The following is a 20,174-nucleotide window of genomic DNA, read 5'->3' on the forward strand; positions in this document are numbered from 1 at the left end:
GAGTCGGCATGGTTGTTGCCCAACAACGGTATTCGCACCAACCACCAGCTGCGGGCCGACATGCGCAAGTACCATCCCGACGACGAGGTCGACGTGGTCATCGTCGGAGCCGGCGCCGGGGGAGCCACCCTCGGACAACGCCTGGCCCGCGCCGGATGGAGCGTGGTGCTGCTCGACGCCGGACCGTTCTGGGATCCTGACCGGGACTGGGTCAGCGACGAGCGCGGTTCGCACGGTCTGTATTGGACCGACCCTCGCCAGATCGGCGGATCGGACCCGGTTCCCTTGGGGTCCAACAACTCCGGTCGGGGCGTCGGTGGGTCCATGGTGCACTACGCCGGTTACACCCCGCGGTTCCATCCCTCGGATTTCCGCACCCACTCCATCGACGGTGTGGGTGTCGACTGGCCCATCGACTACGCGGATCTGCGCCCCTATTACGAGCAGATCGAGGCCGAACTACCAGTGGCGGGCCAGGATTGGCCGTGGGGCGATCCGCACAGCTACCCGCACAGCCCGCATCCGGTCAGCGGCAATGGACTGATCGCGCTGCGTGGCGCACAGGCACTGGGCGTCGACATGCGGGTCGGGCCGGTCGCCATCCCGAACGGGCGCTTCGGCAATCGGCCGCACTGCATCTACCGCGGGTTCTGCATCCAGGGCTGCAAGGTCAATGCCAAGGCGAGCCCGCTGATCACTCATATTCCCGACGCCCTGGCGCATGGCGCCGAGGTGCGTCCGGACTGCCACGTCAGCCGCATTCTGGTGGACGACGACACCGGCCGCGCCACCGGTGTGGTGTACCTGCACGGTGGCACGCTGCACCGGCAGCTTGCGCAGTCCGTGGTCATCGCCGGCTACTCCATCGAGACCCCGCGGCTGTTGTTGCTGTCGGCCTCGTCGCGTTACCCCGACGGGCTCGGCAACAGTCACGATCACGTGGGGCGGCACCTGATGGTTCAAGGCGCCCCGCAGGTCGCCGGCCGCTTCGACGACGAGGTCCGCATGTACAAGGCGCCGCCGCCGGAAGTGAGCAGCGAGCAGTTCTACGAGACCGATCCCAGCAAGCCCTACCGACGCGGATTCTCCATCCAGACCGTCAGCCCGTTGCCGATCACATGGTCTGAACACGTTGCCGCTCAAGGTCACTGGGGCCAGACACTGCGTGAGTACATGCGCGATTACGTGCATTGGGCCACGCTGGGCGCCTTGTGCGAGCTACTGCCACTGCCGAACAACCGGGTCACCCTGGCCGATGAGACCGACCGGCACGGCCTGCCCGTCGCTCACTTCGCTTACAGCCAGTGCGACAACGACAAACAGCTCATCGACGCTGCAGGCGCGGTCATGGCCGACCTCCTGAAAGCCGCCGGTGCCGAAGAGGTCATGACCGTGCAGCGCTACGCACACCTGGTCGGCGGTGCCCGCATGGCCAGACGCCAGCAGGACGGTGTCATCGATCCCGAGCACCGCGTCTTCGGAGTGGATCGGCTCTACGTCGTCGACGGCAGTGTGATGCCCACCCAGGGTGCCGCCAACCCGGCGCTGACCATCATGGCGCTCGCAGCCCGGGCCGCCGACCTGATGGAGCGCCACGCGGTCGCATCCTGATCCAATCGAGAAAGGCGGTGTAGCACATGTATTCGTCGCAGATCGAGCGTCTCGAGGTAGCCGTCTACCGCGTGCCCACCGAAGGTCCGGAAGCCGACGGCACCCTGGAATGGGACGCCACCACCGCCGTCGTCGTGCACGCGCACGCGGGGGGCGTCGTCGGACTCGGCTGGACCTACAGTTCCCCGGCCGCGGCGGCGGTCGTCATCCATCACCTGTGCGACGTCGTCGTCGGCCGCGACGCCGCCGACATCCCCGGCGCCTTCGAGGCCATGCACCGCGCCTGCCGTAATTGCGGCACGCGCGGCCTGGTCACCCAGGCGATCAGCGCCGTCGACATCGCACTGTGGGATCTCCGCGCCCGTTTGCGCAACCTGCCGCTCTCGGCCTTGTTGGGCCGCTGCCGCAGTTCCGTACCCATCTACGGTTCGGGCGGATTCACCAACCTCGACGACGCCCAACTCGCCGAACAGGTTCGGGTGTGGCAGGGCGCGGGATGCGCCGCGATGAAGATCAAGATCGCCCAGGGTTGGGGCGCTGACACCGTCCGAGACCTGGCCCGAGTCAACCGGTTACGCGAGCTGGCCGGTGACACCGTCGAGATCATGGTGGACGCCAACGGCGGATACACCCCTGGGCAGGCGCGCCGTGTCGGCGCGGCCCTGGACCACCTCGGTGTCGCCTGGTTCGAGGAACCGGTCAGCAGCGATGACATCGACGGGCTGGCCGCCGTGCGCGGCGCCGTGCGGTGCGACGTCGCCGCGGGGGAGTACATCTCCAACCGCTACGACGCGCGCCAGCTGGCGCCCGTGGTGGACTGCCTGCAACTCGACGTGACCCGATGCGGGGGCTACACCGGCTGGTTGGCGGGCGCCGACATCGCGGCGGCGCACAACCTCGACGTGTCGGGGCACTGCGCACCCGCGCTGCATATTCCTGTCGCCGCGGCCATCCCGCGTCTTCGGCATCTCGAGTACTTCATCGACCACACCCGACTCGAGGCGGAGATGTTCGATGGTGTTCCCGCTCCGAGCGGCGGCCAGTTGCCCGTCAGCACCACGGGATCCGGGCATGGCATGAGCCTGACCGCTGAGGCCGAGAAGTACCGGCAGGTCCCAGAGTAAGGGCCACGCCACTCCCGCCCGGCTGTCACGCGGTCCGGCGCTGCTTCCGCTTTTCCTCGTAGTACCGCGCACGCTCATCGAGTAGTCCCAGGAATCCGACAAGTTCCTCGCGAGCCCGCTCGCCCTCGGGACCGAAGTCGTTGCGGTCGAAGATATTCCAGAATCGCAACACGGGAATCAGCACGTCGTCGTGGTGGATGCGCAGATCGTAGATCCCGGCTTTCGCGATGGTGATGGCGTTCTGGGCAAAGTCGGCCATGCCCAAGCCGGGCATCGCGAAATTGAGGACCTCGTCGCGGATCGCGGCCATCGCCGCGTCAGGGGCGACCTCCAGAGCCGCGGCCATCAGATTGCGGTAGAACACCATGTGCAGGTTCTCGTCGGCCGCAATGCGGGCAAGCAGTTGGTCGGCCACCGGGCATCCCGAGGCCCGGCCGGTGTTGCGGTGCGAGACTCGCGTCGCCAATTCCTGGAATGAGACGTAGGCCAAGACCGCCAGAGGGGTCCTCTCGCCGGCGTCGTAGCCGGCGACGGTGTGCTCCATCCGCAGGCGTTCCAGGGCGACAGGGTCGACGCCGCGAGTGACCACCAGGTAGTCGCGCAACACGATGCTGTGACGGCCTTCCTCGGCGGTCCACTGTCCGATCCAGGTGCCCCAGGCGCCGTCGCGGGAGAAACGGGTGGCGATCTCGCGGTGATATGACGGCAGATTGTCCTCGGTCAGCAGGTTGACCGTCATCGCCACCTTGGCGACGGGGTCCAGCGGCGAGTCCTCCGGCTGCCAGTCTTCGCCGCCGAGGAACGCGAAATCGCGTCCGCGGCTCCACGGCACGTAATCGTGCGGGAACCATTCGCGGGCCATCGCCAGGTGGCGGTCAAGGTTCTGTGCGACAACCGGTTCCAGTTCGTGCAGCACGGCTGTTTGGGTGTCCATGAGGTCAGTCCCTTCATCCACTATCGACGCTTCGGCCTAGAACCTACGGTACCGTAACCTACGGTACCGTAGGTTAGTGGTTGATGACGTGAAGATGACATCGAGAGATGACCGCAGGCTTTCCACCGCGGGTGTTGTGCATCGCTGACGCTCGTGCGTCGATGTATCTGGCGGTCGGTCGCGTCAGTAGCGGTCGAGCTCGATCAACCGCTCGTCGCTGATCCCGAAGTGGTGCGCGATCTCGTGCAGCACGACGTGTCTGATTTCTGCGCGTAGACGATTCTCATCGCCGGCAGCCAGTCGCGTGATCGGGCCGCGGAAGATGCTGATCTTGTCGGGAAGCACTCCGCCGTACGCGCTGTTCCTTCGCGGCAGCGGTATGCCCCGGTACAGGCCGAGCAGCCGCTGGCCGCCGGGAGGCTCGTCCTCGATGACGATTTCCACATTGCTCATCGCCGCACGGAGATTGGCTGGCAAGGAGCTCAGGGTGTTGTCGATCGCATCTTCGAACGGATCAGTGCGCCCCGGTTCCGAGTGCGCATTCATCTTGCCAATGGTGCCAGAGCCGGTGGTGGGGCGGTTCGCGTCTGGTCAGCTGCACCCTGCTCGAGATCGTCTCCAGCGGACACTTCGCCGAGCCAGTCGCTCGGGAAGTCCTGACCGCAACTCCCACAACACAATCCAGTCCCAGATGCCACGCGCTGCTGTTGATCGATATCCGTCCCTTCGATTCCAGCCGCGGGGATCGCCTCGGCGGCCAGTTGCACACTGGAGTTATGAAACTCCGCTCGTACTGGGCATACAGCGTCGGGTTGTTGGTCGCGTCGGTTGCGGTCATTGCGGTGGCACGGTTGACGGGCCATTGTGGACGCAACATGCTGCTGGTGTTCGGCGGTTTCGTCATCGCCTGGGTGTCGGGGACGATCGCGCGTTACGTGTACCCGCCACCGGCAAGATGGACTCGCTGAACGTCTCGACCGCCTGGGTGTCGTCAGCGTCCGTAGCGGAGAGGCTCGGTCATCGTGCGCTGCTCTGCGGACTGCGCGATGTGTTGAGAGTGATGCCGGCGCGTGACCCGGCGGTTGAGTGCCCGACGGTCGCGCTCGGTCAGTGCGTGGCTCTTGTGCGCCAGCAGGTCTAACTGCTGCCAGCTCAGCCCGTCGAGGTTGCCGTCCGCGTCATGGGTCGCCACGACGACGCCACCGCGCAATAGCGGCACGGTCTTCGGTGTGAACCCTGTTGTCGCCAGGAGCAATTCAGTGGCGCGACGGTTGGATCGGTGTTGGCAGAACTGTGTCGACGGGCTGAACCAAAAGTCGAACTGCCGGTCGGTGCTGGTCAGACTTTCGAGCGCGTAGTCCTTGATGAGCGCTGCGATGTCGGCTTGGGTAAAGGCCTGAGTTTCAAGGGCGACGCCAGTGGGACGCACGTACAGGATGGTGTTCATTCCGATGTTCCATTCGACTCTATTCTTTGCTGTTCGGACGGGGTCGGCCGCGCCAACCGCCGTTACTAGAGTTGCCCATGTGACAGTTGAGATAAACATTCATAACGAATTGAGCGGCAGTGGGGGGGCTGTACCGCTGTGGCAGCTCGCGGGTACCGGGCCTGCGCGTCGCTACGCCGTCTGACTGCTGTCGGACTTCTTGCCCGCCGAGTGATAACCCTGGTGCACGGGCGATTCCCAGGTATAGGGCTCGTCGGAATGACCGGATCCACCCAGGATGAACGAACGGTCGCTGCGGTTGGCCCGCGCGATGGACAACATCCAGGTTCCGACCGTGCTGAAGCGGTTACGTACCCCGGTGAGGAAGGCGATGTGGATGAATCCCCAGCCGAGCCATCCGAGGACGCCAGAGAGCTTCACCGGCCCGGCCTGCAGCACGGCCTGTCCACGGCTGATGTAGGCCGCCGATCCCAGGTCGCGGTAACGGAAGTCTTTGCGTCCGCGGCCGGCGAGGTCGCGCTTGACGCAGGCGGCGACGTGCAAGCCGCCCTGCATCGCGTTCTCCGCGACGCCGGGCAATCCCTCACGGCCTGCCAGATCCCCGATGACGAACACCTGAGGATGGCCGGGCACCGACAGGTCGGCGTTGACCGAGATGCGCCCGGACCGGTCGGTTCGGACGCCCAGCGCTTCGGCGGCGTGCCGCGCGAAGGGAACGCCTTCGACTCCCGCCGTCCACAGCACCGTGCGTGCGGCGTAATCCTTGTCCGGGCCGCCGCCCTTGGAGCTCACGGTGACACCGTCGCGCCGAACATCGGTGACGTGGACGCCGAAGTGCAACTCGACGCCCAATTCGTCAAGAGTCCGCGACGCTCGCTCGGCGAGCGCCGGTGGGAAGCTCTTCAGTATCCGGTCTCCGCCGTCGACGAGCAGCACGCGCGCATCCTCGGGCTCGATGCTGTGAAACTCATTCGCTAGTGAACGGGTCGCCAGTTCCCTGATCTGACCTGCCAATTCGACACCCGTGGGACCTGCGCCGGTGACGACGAAGGTGAGCCACTGGTCCCGATCCGGGCCGGCCGGCAACGTCTCGGCGATCTCGAAGGCGGCGAACACCCGGCGGCGGATGCTCAGCGCATCGTCGAGAGTCTTCATGCCCGGCGCCCACGCGGCGAATTCCTCCTTGCCGAAGTACGACTGACGCATGCCCGCTGCGATCACCAGATAGTCGTACTCGAGATCGAATGTCGATTCGTCGGGACGGCGGGCCGTGGCGCGCCGCCCGTCGGCGTCGAGCCGAATGGCCTCGCCGAGCAAGGTCGTGACGTTGCGGTGACGCGCGAGCTCCTCCGCAGCGACCGGCTTATCTGGCCAATGCTCAAAGTTCCTGTCGCACATTGATAGAGCAGCGGCTGAAACACGTGGCACGCCGCCCGGTCCAGCAGTGTGACGTCGACGTCGAGGCCTCCCAGTCGGCGGGCGCAAAACAAGCCACCGAATCCTCCGCCGATGATGAGCACCTTGGGGCGTGCATTTCCCATGTCGAATCAGCCTCCCACCGTTATTGTCATCGAACTAACTGTGTCACAACGGTTTAAACGCCGACCAGCCAGCCGACCGGCAGTGCGCGTCGGCGCAATTATGGTTTGGCGTGCCGCACCAGGGAGACCTTTGTGCCCGCGTCGTGGCCGTTCTGACAATGACGACCGTGGGGTCGTTAGCCGATCGCTTGTTTGATCACGTCGCGGGCGCGGTCAAGCATCGATGCGAACGGTCCCACCGCGAAATTCAGTTTCGCCGATTCCACGCCCGGATGCGGACGGGTTGGCGCGATCGCCTCGGCCGCTTTCACCGCTGTCGCCAGCTGCTTCAGCTCGTTGGCATCGAGTTCTTGCTGCAGCTTGGGGAATTCCTCGTTTTCCTCATGCTTGGCGTGCTCGAGCACCGCATCCCGCAGCTTGGTGAGCTCGTCGACGAACTGCTGGGATGTGATATCGAGAGCCTCGATCCCAGAAAGCAGCTCTTTGGCGTCGTGCTCTTCCTGCAATCGCGCATCCACAATCGAATCGTCGCCATCCAACTCGCGGCGTACCCGAGGATGGACAATCATCTCCTCGGCTGTCTCGTGCACGGCGAGCAGTTGGCGTAGTGCGATGAACGGCTTCTCGCGGGCCTTGGGGTCTGAGGCGAGAAGGACCTGATCAAACATGTCCTCGATCAGGTCATGCTGTGCTTTGAGGAACGCAACAACTTCCTCGGGAGTTTGGACAATCATTTCGGCCACGGCGACAGACCTCCAGTCGTGGGGGAGTTCGAGTGTGCGCGCGCTACGGGCTGTGCGCGCCACCATGCCCCTGTACCCCGGCAGCGGAAGGCCAAACGTCAACGTCGTAGGCAGTCCGCGCTAGGCTGCGCCAGCGACGGCGGCTGAAAGTGGAGGAAACGCCATGGCTGAACGCTCCGGGGACGTGTTCGGTAAGCGCTACGGCGAGGTGCTTTTGCTCCGCAATGGCGAATCTGGGCCAGAGGCCACCGTTTACAACAGTTTTCCGCTCAACGACTGCCCGGCCGAGCTATGGGACAGGCTCGACGCCGCAGCCATTGCGGAGGAGAACGGAGCCATGGCGGCTTTGCTCAACGGTCCGCGGTACTGGCTGATGTGCACGATCGAGAAGGTCGCCGATAAGCAGCAGGAAACGAGAACCTTCGGCGGGATCGCCATGATCGAGCAGGCCACCGTGAAGCTGTCTTCGCAGAACCCGGCCCCATATCACGTCAATCACGTGGACCGACGCACAGTATTCACCTTCGACGTCGGCCGACCGGTGTTCGAACTCGTCGACCCAGGCGGCCGGCGCTGGGTCATGCAGACCTGGAGCCAGACCGTCGACAAGGGCTTGACGCTCGAGGATCTGCCCGACCTCGCGCGGCGGCTGGCATTGCCGCCAGGCTGGCGCTATGAGACCCGCATCCTCGACAACTCACTGAGCGTCGACACCACGATCCGCGATGCGGCCGTCATCCAGGACGACTTGGCTAACACGTACTCACTGCAGTTCTAAGACGTGCGTCGCCGCAAGATGAGCCGGGCACCGGCTGACTACGACGAGCTTGGGGCCTGTCGCACGAAGTAAATGAGCGGACGGCCGGGATCGTCCGTCGTCACGAAGCTTCAGGTTCAAGCGAGCGGTGGAAAGTGAGGTCTGCATGGCGGCATAGCGCATTGCCCTGAGTCCCGTTATCCCAAGATTGCCCGTGCGGCGCGCTCCGCGATCAGCATGACCGGCGCGTTGGTGTTGCCCGAAGTGATAGTCGGCATCGCCGAGGCATCGACGACTCGAAGACCGGCGACGCGATACACACGACAGTCGGTATCGAGCACCGTGGCAGCTGACCGCGGAATACCTTGTGAGTCAAAGGCTCCCATAGTGCAGGTGCCCACGGGGTGGAAGATCGTTGTACCGAGTTCGCCAGCGGCGTGCTGCAGATCTTCGTCACTCACCAGGTCGGGGCCGGGCAGCAACTCTTGCGGGCCATAGCGGGCCAGCGCTGGTGCCGCCATGATCTTGCGGGTCATCCGGAGGCCCTTCACGGCGATGTGACGATCAGCGTCTGTGGACAGGTAATTGCAGGAGATCTTTGGGTACGTCAGCGGATCGGCATCAGCCAGGCGCACGTGGCCGCGTGAACTGGGTCGCAGATTGCAGACCGAGGGAGTGATGGCACCGAAGCTGTGCAAGGGTTCACCGAACTTGGGCAACGACAGGGGCTGCACATGCCACTCCAAATCGGGACTGGCCAGTGCCGGGTCGCTTTTCGCGAAAGCCCCCAGCGTGGAGGGCGGCATGGTCATCGGTCCTGATCGCAGCGTCATGTACTGAAGTCCCATGCCGCCACGGGTGATCCAATTCCGGTAGAGGGTGTTGACGGTCCGGACGCCCTGGACGCGGTAGACGGTTCGCAGCTGCAGATGGTCCTGGAGGTTTTCGCCCACTCCTGGCAGATCGACGGCCACCGGCACTTGATGCTGGGCGAGCAGCCCGGCCGGTCCCAGACCCGAGAGCTGCATGAGATGCGGTGAGCCGATCGCTCCGGCGCTCAGGATCACCTCCCGGCGGGCACGAACGTCGACGATCTGGCCATCCTTGAGCAGCTGCAGGCCGGTGACGCGGTGCTGAGCCGTCTTCCAGGCACCGCGCCGTTGATCGTCATGGACCTGGTTGTCCATCAGCAGCCTCAAAGCCTGGGTCTGGGTGTAGACGGTGAGATTGGATCGGCGGGCGATGGGATGCAGGAAAGCATCGGCCATCGACCAGCGACGGCCACGTCGTTGGTTGACGTGAAAGTAGGCGCTACCCGAGTTGTCGCCGCGGTTGAATTCGTCGATGGGGGCGATGCCAACCTCGGCAGCGGCGGCTTGCCAGGCGTCCAAGATCTTCCAGCGCACTCGCGGCTGCTCGACGCGGATCTCACCACCGGCGCCGTGCCACTCGTCGGCTCCGCCGAAGTAGTCCTCTAATCCCTTGTAGATCGCCAGCGTTTCACCGGGGCCATCCGACCCGCCCCAGAGCCATCGCTCGTCAGCGGTGGCCTGCGCCCACAGTTCGTAATCGGCTGACTGCCCGCGCATGTGGATCATCGCGTTGATCGATGAGCAGCCGCCGATCACGCGGCCGCGCGCGTAGTGAATGCTGCGGCCGGCCAGACCCGGATCGGCGTCGGTCGTGAAGCACCAGTCGGTGCGGGGGTTGGCAATGGTGTACAGATAGCCCACCGGTACTTTGATCCAGAACCAGTTGTCTTTGCCGCCGGCTTCGATCAAGAGCACACGGTGGTCAGGGTTGGCGCTGAGCCGATTGGCGAGCAGGCAGCCCGCACTGCCTGCTCCTACGATGATGAAGTCGTACTCGGCGGCGGAGTTCATTCCGGGATCAGTCCTCCGGGGCGTCGGATGGGTGTGCTCGTGTGCGGTGACCGTATCAGCGCGGCACGAGGTCGAGGCCGACCAAGCAGGGGTTGCGCGGCCAGTACGGGAAGTTCCTTGGGCGGCAAGGCTATACGCAGCGAGTGCGGCCTGGTCAGTCTTTTTCTTCGTCGCGACGGCGCGCGGCCTCGATCACCTCGGGTGGGGCGGGCTTTTGCAACCAGGCCCGTATCCGTAACAGTCCGCCGGCGATGGTGCCGACGGCAAGCACCGCAATGAGGATCCAGAGTGCTGTGGACATACAGCAATTGTCCGCCGACAACCAGCCTGTTCGGGCGGATTCGCGACGGGACGTGTTTATGCGGCGCGGCAAGTTCTGAGGTAGCTGAGGAACGATGCCTGTAGGCCGGTCACGTGAGTTTCATGCAGGATTTCGCTGGTAACGGCGCGGCCGCGAGAGGTGAGGCGATGAAGAACCGTGGCCAGCCCAGGGGAGTTTCGTGAGTTCATCGACTCGCTCGACGACCTGACCACGATGCTGGCCTCGCTCGCGGAACGCGAAGGATACGGCACCCAAGAAGCGCTGAGCATGGCCACTGTCGCGGTTGCCGCGATTCGTGGCCTGCTCTTGCAAAAAGTCCTGACCCCGGCGGCCCATCCGCAGGATGCGGTCGACTTGATCTTGCGCATGTGCAAGCGATGATGAACGCCGTGGCCTTGGTGGAGTTGCCGCGTCTGCCGCTACTCGAGCCGCGCGAAACCGTTTAAGGACAGCATTTTCAGCAAAGGCTGCCCAAGCGCCATCGACCCCCGCATTGAACGAGAATGCATCCACTATTCGGTCGCCTGCCAGACGTATTGCGATGGCCGGCACCTTGACTAGGGCCGGCCGCAATCTGGCGGTGCTTCATCTCATGAAAACGTAACCAGTGCTGGCAAATCTCCGTATTCGTCACGTACATGTTCCCCCTGGTGCTGCTCCATGCGGTTCATCGATGCGCACGTCGACGACTGCGGCATAGATGGTGTCGAGACGCGGGGCGAGGGAGCGTCATTTCTGAGGTGCAATAGGACGCAGTCCGACATTGCGGTGCTTATGCTAAGAGCACAGTCGATCAGCTACCGGCGACGGGAAGTGCGAACGGCCGCACTGAGGTTTACCAAGTAATGGAATTCGGCAACGCAAGGAGTTTGGCATGGCGGCCCGGGGGTTCAAGGCGCTCAAGAAAATCATGCAGACAACGTTTGATCCGGAGCTGGTGATTCCGGAGGAAGTCAAGGTGACAGAACTTACCGGCGATGACAGCTTGTCCCGGAAAGATCTTTCTCAGTATCCGATTCCTCCTGGCTCTCTGATATGGAAGTATTGGGGGCGTCTCGATGTCGCATTTTTCGGCGGCCCTGTCATGGGCCCCATCGCGGGGGCGTGGCCGCAGATGGGGCAAGCTACCTCGGGCTCCGTTCTTTTCACTGGTGACAGTTCTTTCGGCGCCCGCGCCAAAATATACAAGGAGCGGACCCGTCGATCTCGGGAGTACATTTATGGCACGGTGTACGACGCTCCTGAAGAAGCGAAGAAATATGGCCTGAAGACTCGGAATATGCACAAGCCTGTCAAAGGCACTCTGCATGACGGCACGTATCACGCTTTGAATGCGGAAACCTTCTATTTTGCGCATGTCACCTTTTTTCATTATCTGCTGATCGTAATAATCGAGCAGCTGTATTTCGACGGGTCCATGCCACGGGCGATGAAGGAGCAGATATTTGAGGAGTCCAAGGAGTGGTACAGCCTGTTAGGGGTGGATGATAGTTCTCAGCCCGATACGTACGACGATTTCGAGCGGTATCTGGACAACATCGAACGTAACCGTTTGGTGAAATCTCAGGTAACGCAGGTGATGCTGGAACAATTTATGGAGCGCCGCCTGGCGCCGCGGTGGTGGCCGCCGGTCATGAAGAAATTTGTGTGGCCATGGTGGGCAGGACGGCGGCAAGTCGTTGTCAATAGCTATCCGCTTCATGTGCAGGAGCTGTTCAATCTAGAGTGGACCCCCGAAGACGAGGACATTTCGCGCCGGTTCATGCATATGTATCGGCGGTTCTACGCGGTTGTCGAGCGTCTGCTCCCACTGAAGTATTTATACTTGCCAATCGCGGTGAGAGGCTTTGAGCGGGAGGGAATCGATCCACGCAAAATCACCCTGGAGTCCGCACAGCAAGCACTCCGGGAAAGCCGTGCCCGCCGCGCTGCGCGCGAGAGTGCGCCAATAGATGCGGCGAATGAGGTGCCGGCGTCCAGCCAATAAGGTGGCTGGGCTGGCGCTGAGGCGATCGGCGCGGAACCGTATCGCTCAGGAATCCCAGATCGGGCCGAACGCCGGTATCCCGCGTTGCTCGAAGCCGTGCACCACCTGTTCGGTGACGATGCGGTTGGCCACGCAGATGACGGCCTCCGCACCGGATTCGACGAAGGCCTGATAGGCCAGTTGCAGCACATCGGGCTTGCCGAGGGCATCGGTGTCCCAGATGATCGCATCGGGCTGGGCCGCTTCGATTTCCTCGACGAACCCCTCGCCGTAAGTCAGGCGCGGGTTCTTGGTCACCCAGACCAGCTGCGCGGGAACCGAGGTGTCCAACAGGTGGCCCAGTAGGGGGCCGATGCCGCTGCCGGTGGCCACGATGACCACCTTGCTGAACAACCGGCGTACGTTGGCCACCCCGACGGCCGGGATGCCGCGCACCCACACGTGGGTGGGCGGATTGTCGACGAACTCCGAAGTCCAGTCGCCGGCGCGGGACACCAGCATCCGGTACCCGGCCGCGCCCGGGGCGGCCGGCACGTTGGCGAAGTGGTGCCAGCCGACCAGGGGATGGCGGCTGATCGCCCGGGTGGTGCCGACCGGGGGAATCCCGCGGTGATCCAGGCGCACGATCATCGCGTGTGAGGACGGACGCGCGCAGTTGATCGGAACGCGACGCAGCAGCAGCCACGGCCAGATGGCCAGCCCCGCGCTCGCCACGACCAACCAGAACGCCGGGGCGGTCAGCATGGCCCCGCCGAACGACCGGTCGCCGCGGTCACCATTGATGACGACCAGGGTGTTGATCCACATCAGGATCAGCGCCGTCCAGCCGCAGAACCGATGGGTGATTTCGAAGCGGTCGTGCTGAGCGGCGCGCAGCCGCGGAAGCGCCATCACCACCATGACCGAGAACGTGGTGGCCAGGGTAGCCACGAAGATCGTGTTGGCGCCCGAGGCATCGCCTACACCGGCGACGGCGTCGCAGATCATCGAGGTCGCCAGTACCAGGTACCACAATGTCCCGGCCACCGCGGTGCCCACGTGCAGACCGCCGAGGTGGTAATACTTGCCCAGCGCCCACCGCACCTGCAGCGGCCACGACGTGGGCGCCCGGGTGGCGAGCCACGCTGCCGCATTGAGGATGTACTGCTGGCGAAACAGCACCGCGGCCGCCAGATTGGTTTGCGCCATGAAGGCGATCGCCGACAGATCGGTGTGCTGCGATGTCCACCAATTCCCGCCGGTGGCCCCGTACACCGCCCATCCGAGATTGACGATCACCACAAGAACGATGAGCCGGTTGTAGTGCATCACGCGCGGATGTTTGAGCAGTCGCCGCAGCAGCGGTAGGCGGGGCGCGCAATCCTCACCCGCAGTGGCGGTTTGGGGGAGGCTGGCGCACGGCGCAGCGGCCGAGATGACATCGATACGGCGGACGTCGGGCCTGGTCAACAGCGCAGTAGTCACTAGGTGCCTTTCAGGTGCCTTGCCGGGCCGTTGACCGGCTCACCACGAAAAGGTATGGCCCCCAAGAACGCCCGGGCATCGGGCGAAAAATGCGTCATGATGAGCGCATATGGTGCAAACGGTGTAGGCGCTCGGGGGGAGTCGCGGTCGCGAACAGCCCGGTTCGCGCTACGCCGTCGTCCAGTCAGGCCAACTGCCTCTGCCCTGGCTGGTTGTGCCAACGTCTACTGCGGCACGTGCCGCCAGCTTTCGTCCCGACGTCGGGCCCGCTCGGCGAGAGTGTCGGGTTTGTCCGTACACCCCGCCTACACCGACGCACTCGCGCAGGTGAGCAACAGTCGACCGATATGCCAGGCAGCCGTTGTAGCCACGGACGTGAGTCCGGTTAGGGCCGTCCGCGCCAGTGGGAACCACTGCGCGACAAGCGAAATCGACAGGGGAGCGGTGGCGCCCAGCGATGGAGCGGGCTCTCGCCCCTTAGCGGTCCGACAAGCCTCCGTGCAAATCGGTTGCGATGCTCGGCGAGGCGACGTTGGCGTGCTCTGTCCCGCCGTTGGCTGCTATGCCCCCGACGGGTTGTGCCAGCGGCGGATCGCGGCTGCGAACTGCTCGGGAGCGTCCGATGGAACGAAATGGCCGGCACCATCAACGATGACGGTCTCGTGATCGGTGAAGGATTCCTGCCACCGTCGCAGTTCCTTGTCGCCGAACGCGAAGTCCCCGTCTCCCCAGATGATCAACGCCGGCAGTGCTGCAATGTTGGACAAGCCTGCCTCGATGTCTGCGAGAAAGGCGCGGCTGGAAGTGATCTCGCGGGGGAAGATCGCGGAGGCCTCGCGGCGTCCTGGACTGTCGAGGGCCTTTTGATAGTGGGCCATCTGTTTTTTGGTGGGCTTGGTCAGTCTGTGTCCGACCGGGATCATCACGTTGACGAAGAGGTTGAGCTGACGGATCAGCAAGCGCCCGATCGGGCTGCCCATCACGTAGGACATGATCTGCACGAGAGGGTCGGTGACGGGCCACGCCCACGTGTTGGTCAGCACCAGCCGGTCGAACGCTTCGGGTCGTCGTTGTACCGCTGCAAGCCCTATCGGTCCGCCCCAGTCGTGCCCCACCAGCGTGACCTCCGTCAGCCCGAGTGCTTCCACGAATCGGGAGATCACCTCGGCATGTTCGGCGGGCAGGTACCGGTACCCGGGTGCGGCCGCCGACAGTCCGAAACCGGGGTAGTCCACTGCGACACAACGGAATTCCGTCCGCAGGGATTCGATTACCTTGCTGTAGTCGAACGACCAGGTCGGGTTGCCGTGCAGGAACAGCAGTGTGGTCCCCGTTCCTTCGTCCACGTAGTGCACGCGGTGCCCATCGATGTCGACGAATCGGCTTTCGAACGGATACAACTCGTCGTCGACCCACGTGGGTCGTTCCGCGACTGTCATGTCGAGCTCCCCGTAGACGTGAATGATATTGTAAAGTTCACTTTAAAATAGCAAGTAGGTGGTGATGAGTCGAGAATACGGCCAATATTGCGGACTCGCACGGGCTCTCGATGTCGTGGGGGACCGGTGGAATTTGCTGATCGTCCGCGAGCTCCTGATACGGCCCGCACGGTATGGCGAATTACGGGAAGGGCTCTCGGGTATCGCGACCAACCTGCTGACCGATCGCCTGCGCGATCTGGAAGCCGCTGGTGTGATCGAGCGGCGCTTGTCCGACGACAGCAGTGCGATCACATACACACTCACTACGTGGGGAGCGCAGCTACGCGAGCCGATCGATGGACTGATCCGCTGGTCGACGCCACTGATGACCCGCGGGCCCGAAGGCGACGAGTTTCGTGCGGACGGGCTGTTCGTGGCCCTGCCCGCCCTGTTCTCTGGGCGTGTGCCTGCCGATCGGGGCGTGTCTGTGGGGGTGGCGGTGGACGGCGTGCTGGTCCAACTGGCAGCCACCGAGTCCGGCGTCGAGGTAAGCAGGCCCGACGGTCGTGAACTGGCCGCCGTGCTCACCGCGGAGGGGGCGCTAGTTCTCGGACTCTCAGCCGGTGTGCTGGCGCTCGACGATGTCCGTGCGCTCGTCGAGATCGACGGCGACGTATCCGCCCTGCGAAACATCTTCGACGCGCCCAAGTCCTCTGCCGAATTCACTGGGTGAGGCCAACCGCCTCTCGCGGTGTACAGCGGCGTGGCGGTCAACCCCGACAGCCCGATGGATCAGTTATGGCTCAGTGGGGGTAACGCAATTCGACTTCTGTGACTAACCCGGCGGCGGAGTGTCCAACTCTGTGGTGGGGAGTTGGCGAGGCCGCCGGGCCCGGAAGGAACGAGAAGCGAGCGGGCGCGCGGAATTGGGTCACCCGTTGTCCCGCCAGGTGAGCACCTCCTTGAGCGACGTGAGGTCGTAACCGTTGTCGGCGGTGAGTTCGGTCTGGAACAACGTGACTCCCGCTTCCCGGAAGGCATCAGCACTTTCGGCGTTCTCCCACAGCGTCGAGCGTTCGATATCGGCGCCGTTGCGGCCGAACGTCGTTGCCAGCTCGTCGACGCGATCACTGGATCTGCGGAACGCGTCGAGATCCTGGAATGCATGCCAAATGTCGGCATGCCGGGCAACAGCGGGCAGGGAGCGTTTGGGCCCCGTGCCGCCGATGAGGACCGGTATCTTGCGCACGGGCGGCGGAATCAGTGCAGCGAGCCGGTTCTCGATGCGGATCAGGCTCTCATCGAACAGATCGAAACGGGAGCCGAACGTTCCGAAGCTGTAACCGTATGTGGTGTAGTCCTTTTCGTACCACCCGGCGCCCAGGCCCAGGATGAGCCGGCCGCCGCTGATGTGGTCGACTGTGCGTGCCATGTCAGCGAGCAGGTCCGCGTTGCGGTAGCCGACGCCGGTGACAAGGAGCCCGATCTCGGCGTGTGACGTGATCTCACCCCACGACGCGAGCGCGGTCCAGCCCTCGAAGTTGGCGACATCGGGCTGCGCGTCTGACAGGACGGGCTTGCCGTCGACGATGGCCTCCATTGCCGGGCGATGAAAGTGGTCGTAGCCGAAGATCACGTCGACGCCGAGGTCGTCCGCAGCCAGGACGGCGTCACGCCACGTGGGGTAGTCGGGCGCTCCGCCGGGCTGGATCTGCACGGCGACGCGGACAGGACGGGGCATGGATGCTCCTAGGTCTGGGAAGAGCCAACTCTCGTGCCAAGTTGACTGGGTGCGCGATTTATTCCGGATCGGGAGGTCGATGTGTGTGGGGCGCCGTCGATCGGACGAACGGGCCCTGACTCGCACCGGTGTCAACGGTTAAGCGTCACCCAACACATACTGCGCCGCGATGTCATCGCTGGTGGTCAGCCACACATCCGGCGCGCCGGCCAGGAATTCCAAGACCTGCTCGAAGTACCGGTGCCGGAATGCCTGCCCGATGACGAACGGATGCAACGCCAGCGCTAGGACCCGTCCACCTGTCGCGGCGTCCCGATGCAGCTGCTCGTACTGGTCGATCACCATCTGCACGAATTCGGCTCCGGTGAAACCTTTTCCGAAGATCAGCAGATCGTTGAGCTCGACGGAGTAAGGCACGCTGAGCATGCCCGGCACAGTCAACGGGTAAGGCTGATCGTCGTTGGTCCAGTCCAACACGTAGTGATAGCCGAGGTCTGCCAGCAGTGCCGGGGTGTGATGCGTCTCGGTCAGCCCTGGCCCCATCCAGCCGTGCGGTGCCCGGCCAGTAGCCGCGGCGATCGCGCGGGTGATCTCCTCGAGGAGGCGCCGTTCCTCGTTCCGCGTGTATCCGGTATGTAATGTCGAATTGGTCCGTCCGTGCGCAAGCCAGGCCCAGTCGCGCTCCTTACCGGCCGCCACGATCTGTGGAAAATGCTCGGCGACATCGGAATTGAGCAGCGCGGAGGCACGGACACCGTACCGGTCCAGGGCGTCGATGGTGCGCCAGATGCCCACCCGGGTGCCGTAGTCGCGCCAGCCGTGATTAAGCGCATCCGGCTTCAGGTCGGCGGTGCCCGGCCAGATGCTGGTTGACGGGACGTCGGGATGGAAGTACTCGATGTTGAGGCCGATGTACACCGCCACACGGCTGCCGTTCGGCCAGGCCAATGGCGGGCGTTCGATGATTGGGCTGTACGTGAAGGGGAGTGTCGTCATGTCGGAACGGTAAGAGCTGACACCAATGTCAGAGGCAAACCTCAACGGTATAAATGGCACCATGCGGATTGGCGAGCTGTCTCGGCGTACTGGGGTGAGCGAACGGTCGTTGCGCTATTACGAGCAGCAGGGGCTGCTGGCAGCCGCGAGGACGCCCAGCGGGCAGCGCCAGTACGCCGAGACGGCGGTAGACCGGGTGATACACATCCAGGAGTTGTTCGCTGCGGGACTGCGCAGCAACACCATCGCGGGTCTGCTGCCGTGCATGCGCGACATTGACGGCGGACCCACCCGAGAGGCAACGCCGAGACTGATGACCGAATTGTGTGCCGAGCGGGACCGATTGGACCGTGCCATGCGGGAATTGGCGGCTTCGCGTGACGTGCTCGATGAGGTGATTGCCGCGGCTTCGGGCGCCGCTGACGAGTCGATGGCCGAATCGAGGAGGGTGCGCGGCCAGGGTTGAGGATCTGCTGGTCGACGTGTCCGTGGAGCGGGGCAAGCTGCCCGGCGGTCGGCGCCTAGCGGTCGCCACGTCGTTGTGCCGCCAGCCCAACGACGTGGCCGTCACCCTTGTTGCTGCATGTCCGGGCCGGTTAGCACCTCGGGCTGAGACGTTCACTCCAATGGCTCGGGCGTGAAGGTGACGTCGACTCCGCCTACGGTCATCGTCACCTGACCTTCGATCACCATCACCTGCGCCGAGACCCGTCGATCGACAGTTTGGGCCAGTTGCTGCACCGGTGGGTGCGGTATCTGCACTACCGACAGGTTCGGCAGCCCCGCCACTTTGGGGCCGACGGTGCGCCACCAGGTGGCCACGCCGGCGGCGAACGGGAACAGCAGCACCTGGTCGGCCTGGCTGGCCGCCTTGCCCAAGACGCGTTCGTCGGGCTGGCCGACGTTGATCCACTCCAGGATCCGGCCGGTGTAGTCGGTGAGCCGCAAGTCCGGTACGCCAGGGGTGGACAGGCCCGCCCCGAACGCCAACTCACTGTCGACGTCGCTGAGTCGGTGTGCGCGCAGCCCAAACGCCAACAACCGCACCACCATCCGCTCATCAGTCTCGCTGGGGTGACGGGCAACGGTCAGCGTGTGATCGGCGTAGTAACCGTGATCGACATCGGAGACGGCAAGTTCGACTTTGAATACTGTTGCAGAAAGGGCCACGTCATAGTGTCCACCCAGGTGGTGTACGCCGACCAGTCGGGCCGCGTTGAGCGCGGGCCGAGAAAACGCCAGATGTCTGGGACAGGTGGCGTCGAGACCCTCAGCATCGTCCACTCCAGCGTGGAAGGGCAACGACGCCAAGCCATTGTGCGTCAACGCGTTTAGCGCAGGACATAGCCGCGGTCATTGTCCGGTCTTGGTTGAGTTGGCGGTCATTGCCAGGGGAGCGTCAGCAATATTGGGGTTCGGAAACGCTGTTGCGTATCAGTGAAGTTGGCGGTTCCGAATGACAATCCCGACGTTGCTTGGGCCCGCCCCGCGCGTCAGTCGAGGTGCCGGTCCACATCCATGCGTTTGTGGAGGATGCGCACGACGTCGATCAGCTCTCCACCGGCGCCATCACGGTAATAGAGCGTGTGCGATCCCGCAGTGTGCCGGCGGTAGCCGGCGCGAACCTCGTCGCAGGACCTCCCAATGAGCGGGTTTTCCGCCACAAGCTCAACGGCCTGCTGAATCACGCGAACGTACGCTTCAGCCTGGTCGTCATTCCAACGTTGAGAGGTGTAGTCCCAGGTCTGCTCCAGATCGGCCTGGGCAGCAGGGGACAGCACATAGCGGCTCACCGCCCGTGAGGTCCGCTGGCACGTTTCCGTGACACGAACGTGTCGAACTCGAACGGTGTTGACGCTCCGCTATTTTCACCAGCTACCAATGCGTCGCGCAGGGCGTTTAAGCGTGTCTCGCGTTCCTCGAGCAGCCTGAGTGCGGCGCGCACGACGTCGCTCGCCGACCGATACCGTCCCGAGGCGACCTCGTCTTCGATAAACGCGTTGAAGTGCTCATCCAGGCTGAACGAGGTGTTTCGACCCATACGACAACTGTACCAATTGTTGGTACACGCCGCATGGCGCTGACCAACCACCCCCATCAACCACGACGCACCCGCGAGGCGGCGATAAGGCAACATTTGAATTGCTGCAACCGTAAATTTGCCTACATGCTGACGTCTCTGCGATCGCCTCACGTGCGCGAT

21 protein-coding genes and 1 pseudogene are annotated in these 20,174 nt (G+C 63.9%); 8 read left to right on the plus strand and 14 right to left on the minus strand.

All coding sequences use genetic code 11. The annotated features are described in order from the left end of the window. Window positions 1-60: 60 nt before the first annotated feature. Window positions 61-1,611: a GMC family oxidoreductase gene (locus BTO20_RS17145; protein ID WP_232491241.1), complete on the plus strand. Its 1,551-nt coding sequence runs from the start codon at window positions 61-63 to the stop codon at window positions 1,609-1,611. A gap of 26 nt (window positions 1,612-1,637) precedes the next feature. Beyond that, window positions 1,638-2,735 (plus strand): enolase C-terminal domain-like protein, encoded by a 1,098-nt coding sequence (locus BTO20_RS17150; protein WP_087077545.1) that lies wholly within the window; start codon window positions 1,638-1,640, stop codon window positions 2,733-2,735. Window positions 2,736-2,760: 25 nt separating this feature from the next. Here the strand turns inward: BTO20_RS17150 and BTO20_RS17155 are convergent, their stop codons facing one another. Then, window positions 2,761-3,669, minus strand: coding sequence for an acyl-ACP desaturase (locus BTO20_RS17155; protein ID WP_087077546.1), 909 nt, complete (start codon window positions 3,667-3,669; stop codon window positions 2,761-2,763). Between the two features lie 183 nt (window positions 3,670-3,852). After that, complete coding sequence (locus tag BTO20_RS17160; protein WP_087077547.1) at window positions 3,853-4,215, minus strand: metallopeptidase family protein; 363 nt, start codon at window positions 4,213-4,215, stop codon at window positions 3,853-3,855. 230 nt (window positions 4,216-4,445) lie between these two features. Here BTO20_RS17160 and BTO20_RS17165 point away from each other — a divergent pair, with 230 nt between their 5' ends. Continuing rightward, complete coding sequence (locus BTO20_RS17165; protein ID WP_087077548.1) at window positions 4,446-4,637, plus strand: hypothetical protein; 192 nt, start codon at window positions 4,446-4,448, stop codon at window positions 4,635-4,637. Window positions 4,638-4,660: 23 nt separating this feature from the next. Here BTO20_RS17165 and BTO20_RS17170 read toward each other — a convergent pair whose 3' ends face one another. The 3 genes and pseudogenes from BTO20_RS17170 to BTO20_RS17180 form a co-directional block, all read right to left on the minus strand. After that, on the minus strand, window positions 4,661-5,116 hold the full coding sequence (locus tag BTO20_RS17170; protein WP_232491166.1) for a hypothetical protein: 456 nt from the start codon (window positions 5,114-5,116) through the stop codon (window positions 4,661-4,663). A gap of 171 nt (window positions 5,117-5,287) precedes the next feature. Next, window positions 5,288-6,657 (minus strand): annotated as a pseudogene (locus BTO20_RS17175) (NAD(P)/FAD-dependent oxidoreductase). Between the two features lie 176 nt (window positions 6,658-6,833). After that, entirely contained in the window at window positions 6,834-7,400 is a 567-nt protein-coding gene (locus BTO20_RS17180) for a hemerythrin domain-containing protein (RefSeq protein ID WP_087082232.1), read from the minus strand. A 163-nt stretch (window positions 7,401-7,563) separates the two neighbouring features. On the opposite strand from BTO20_RS17180, the gene BTO20_RS17185 reads away from it, so the two are divergent. Then, on the plus strand, window positions 7,564-8,178 hold the full coding sequence (locus tag BTO20_RS17185) for a hypothetical protein (RefSeq protein WP_087077549.1): 615 nt from the start codon (window positions 7,564-7,566) through the stop codon (window positions 8,176-8,178). A gap of 176 nt (window positions 8,179-8,354) precedes the next feature. Here the strand turns inward: BTO20_RS17185 and BTO20_RS17190 are convergent, their stop codons facing one another. Both BTO20_RS17190 and BTO20_RS17195 read right to left on the minus strand, forming a co-directional pair. Then, a complete protein-coding gene (locus BTO20_RS17190; RefSeq protein WP_087077550.1) occupies window positions 8,355-10,040 on the minus strand; it encodes a GMC family oxidoreductase in 1,686 nt (561 codons plus the stop codon). Window positions 10,041-10,194: 154 nt separating this feature from the next. Then, on the minus strand, window positions 10,195-10,341 hold the full coding sequence (locus BTO20_RS17195) for a hypothetical protein (RefSeq protein WP_087077551.1): 147 nt from the start codon (window positions 10,339-10,341) through the stop codon (window positions 10,195-10,197). Window positions 10,342-10,518: 177 nt separating this feature from the next. On the opposite strand from BTO20_RS17195, the gene BTO20_RS17200 reads away from it, so the two are divergent. Beyond that, a complete protein-coding gene (locus BTO20_RS17200) occupies window positions 10,519-10,743 on the plus strand; it encodes a hypothetical protein (RefSeq protein ID WP_232491167.1) in 225 nt (74 codons plus the stop codon). A gap of 493 nt (window positions 10,744-11,236) precedes the next feature. Continuing rightward, complete coding sequence (locus BTO20_RS17210) at window positions 11,237-12,349, plus strand: oxygenase MpaB family protein (protein ID WP_087077553.1); 1,113 nt, start codon at window positions 11,237-11,239, stop codon at window positions 12,347-12,349. A gap of 45 nt (window positions 12,350-12,394) precedes the next feature. Here BTO20_RS17210 and BTO20_RS17215 read toward each other — a convergent pair whose 3' ends face one another. After that, the gene (locus BTO20_RS17215; protein WP_198344420.1) at window positions 12,395-13,813 is read right to left on the minus strand and encodes a ferredoxin reductase domain-containing protein; all 1,419 of its coding nucleotides are present in this window, start codon (window positions 13,811-13,813) and stop codon (window positions 12,395-12,397) included. Window positions 13,814-14,373: 560 nt separating this feature from the next. Next, window positions 14,374-15,252 carry an alpha/beta fold hydrolase gene (locus tag BTO20_RS17225; protein WP_087077554.1) on the minus strand — a complete coding sequence of 293 codons (879 nt, stop codon included), beginning with the start codon at window positions 15,250-15,252 and terminating at the stop codon, window positions 14,374-14,376. Between the two features lie 64 nt (window positions 15,253-15,316). Between BTO20_RS17225 and BTO20_RS17230 the strand changes: the two genes are divergently transcribed. Next, window positions 15,317-15,967, plus strand: coding sequence for a winged helix-turn-helix transcriptional regulator (locus tag BTO20_RS17230; RefSeq protein ID WP_087077555.1), 651 nt, complete (start codon window positions 15,317-15,319; stop codon window positions 15,965-15,967). 198 nt (window positions 15,968-16,165) lie between these two features. Here the strand turns inward: BTO20_RS17230 and BTO20_RS17235 are convergent, their stop codons facing one another. Both BTO20_RS17235 and BTO20_RS17240 read right to left on the minus strand, forming a co-directional pair. Continuing rightward, complete coding sequence (locus BTO20_RS17235; RefSeq protein WP_087077556.1) at window positions 16,166-16,975, minus strand: LLM class F420-dependent oxidoreductase; 810 nt, start codon at window positions 16,973-16,975, stop codon at window positions 16,166-16,168. Window positions 16,976-17,113: 138 nt separating this feature from the next. Next, window positions 17,114-17,971 (minus strand): polysaccharide deacetylase family protein, encoded by an 858-nt coding sequence (locus BTO20_RS17240; RefSeq protein ID WP_198344421.1) that lies wholly within the window; start codon window positions 17,969-17,971, stop codon window positions 17,114-17,116. 61 nt (window positions 17,972-18,032) lie between these two features. On the opposite strand from BTO20_RS17240, the gene BTO20_RS17245 reads away from it, so the two are divergent. Further along, entirely contained in the window at window positions 18,033-18,437 is a 405-nt protein-coding gene (locus BTO20_RS17245) for a MerR family transcriptional regulator (protein ID WP_087082236.1), read from the plus strand. A 152-nt stretch (window positions 18,438-18,589) separates the two neighbouring features. Here the strand turns inward: BTO20_RS17245 and BTO20_RS17250 are convergent, their stop codons facing one another. From BTO20_RS17250 to BTO20_RS17260, 3 genes are all read right to left on the minus strand, one after another. Then, window positions 18,590-19,141 (minus strand): YaeQ family protein, encoded by a 552-nt coding sequence (locus BTO20_RS17250; RefSeq protein WP_087082238.1) that lies wholly within the window; start codon window positions 19,139-19,141, stop codon window positions 18,590-18,592. 323 nt (window positions 19,142-19,464) lie between these two features. Continuing rightward, window positions 19,465-19,764: a type II toxin-antitoxin system RelE/ParE family toxin gene (locus tag BTO20_RS17255; RefSeq protein ID WP_087077558.1), complete on the minus strand. Its 300-nt coding sequence runs from the start codon at window positions 19,762-19,764 to the stop codon at window positions 19,465-19,467. Continuing rightward, entirely contained in the window at window positions 19,761-20,012 is a 252-nt protein-coding gene (locus tag BTO20_RS17260; protein WP_087077559.1) for a type II toxin-antitoxin system ParD family antitoxin, read from the minus strand. The genes BTO20_RS17255 and BTO20_RS17260 overlap by 4 nt, the downstream gene beginning before the upstream one ends. Between the last annotated feature and the right edge of the window lie 162 nt (window positions 20,013-20,174).

Source organism: Mycobacterium dioxanotrophicus (assembly GCF_002157835.1).
Taxonomy (GTDB): Bacteria; Actinomycetota; Actinomycetes; order Mycobacteriales; family Mycobacteriaceae; genus Mycobacterium; species Mycobacterium dioxanotrophicus.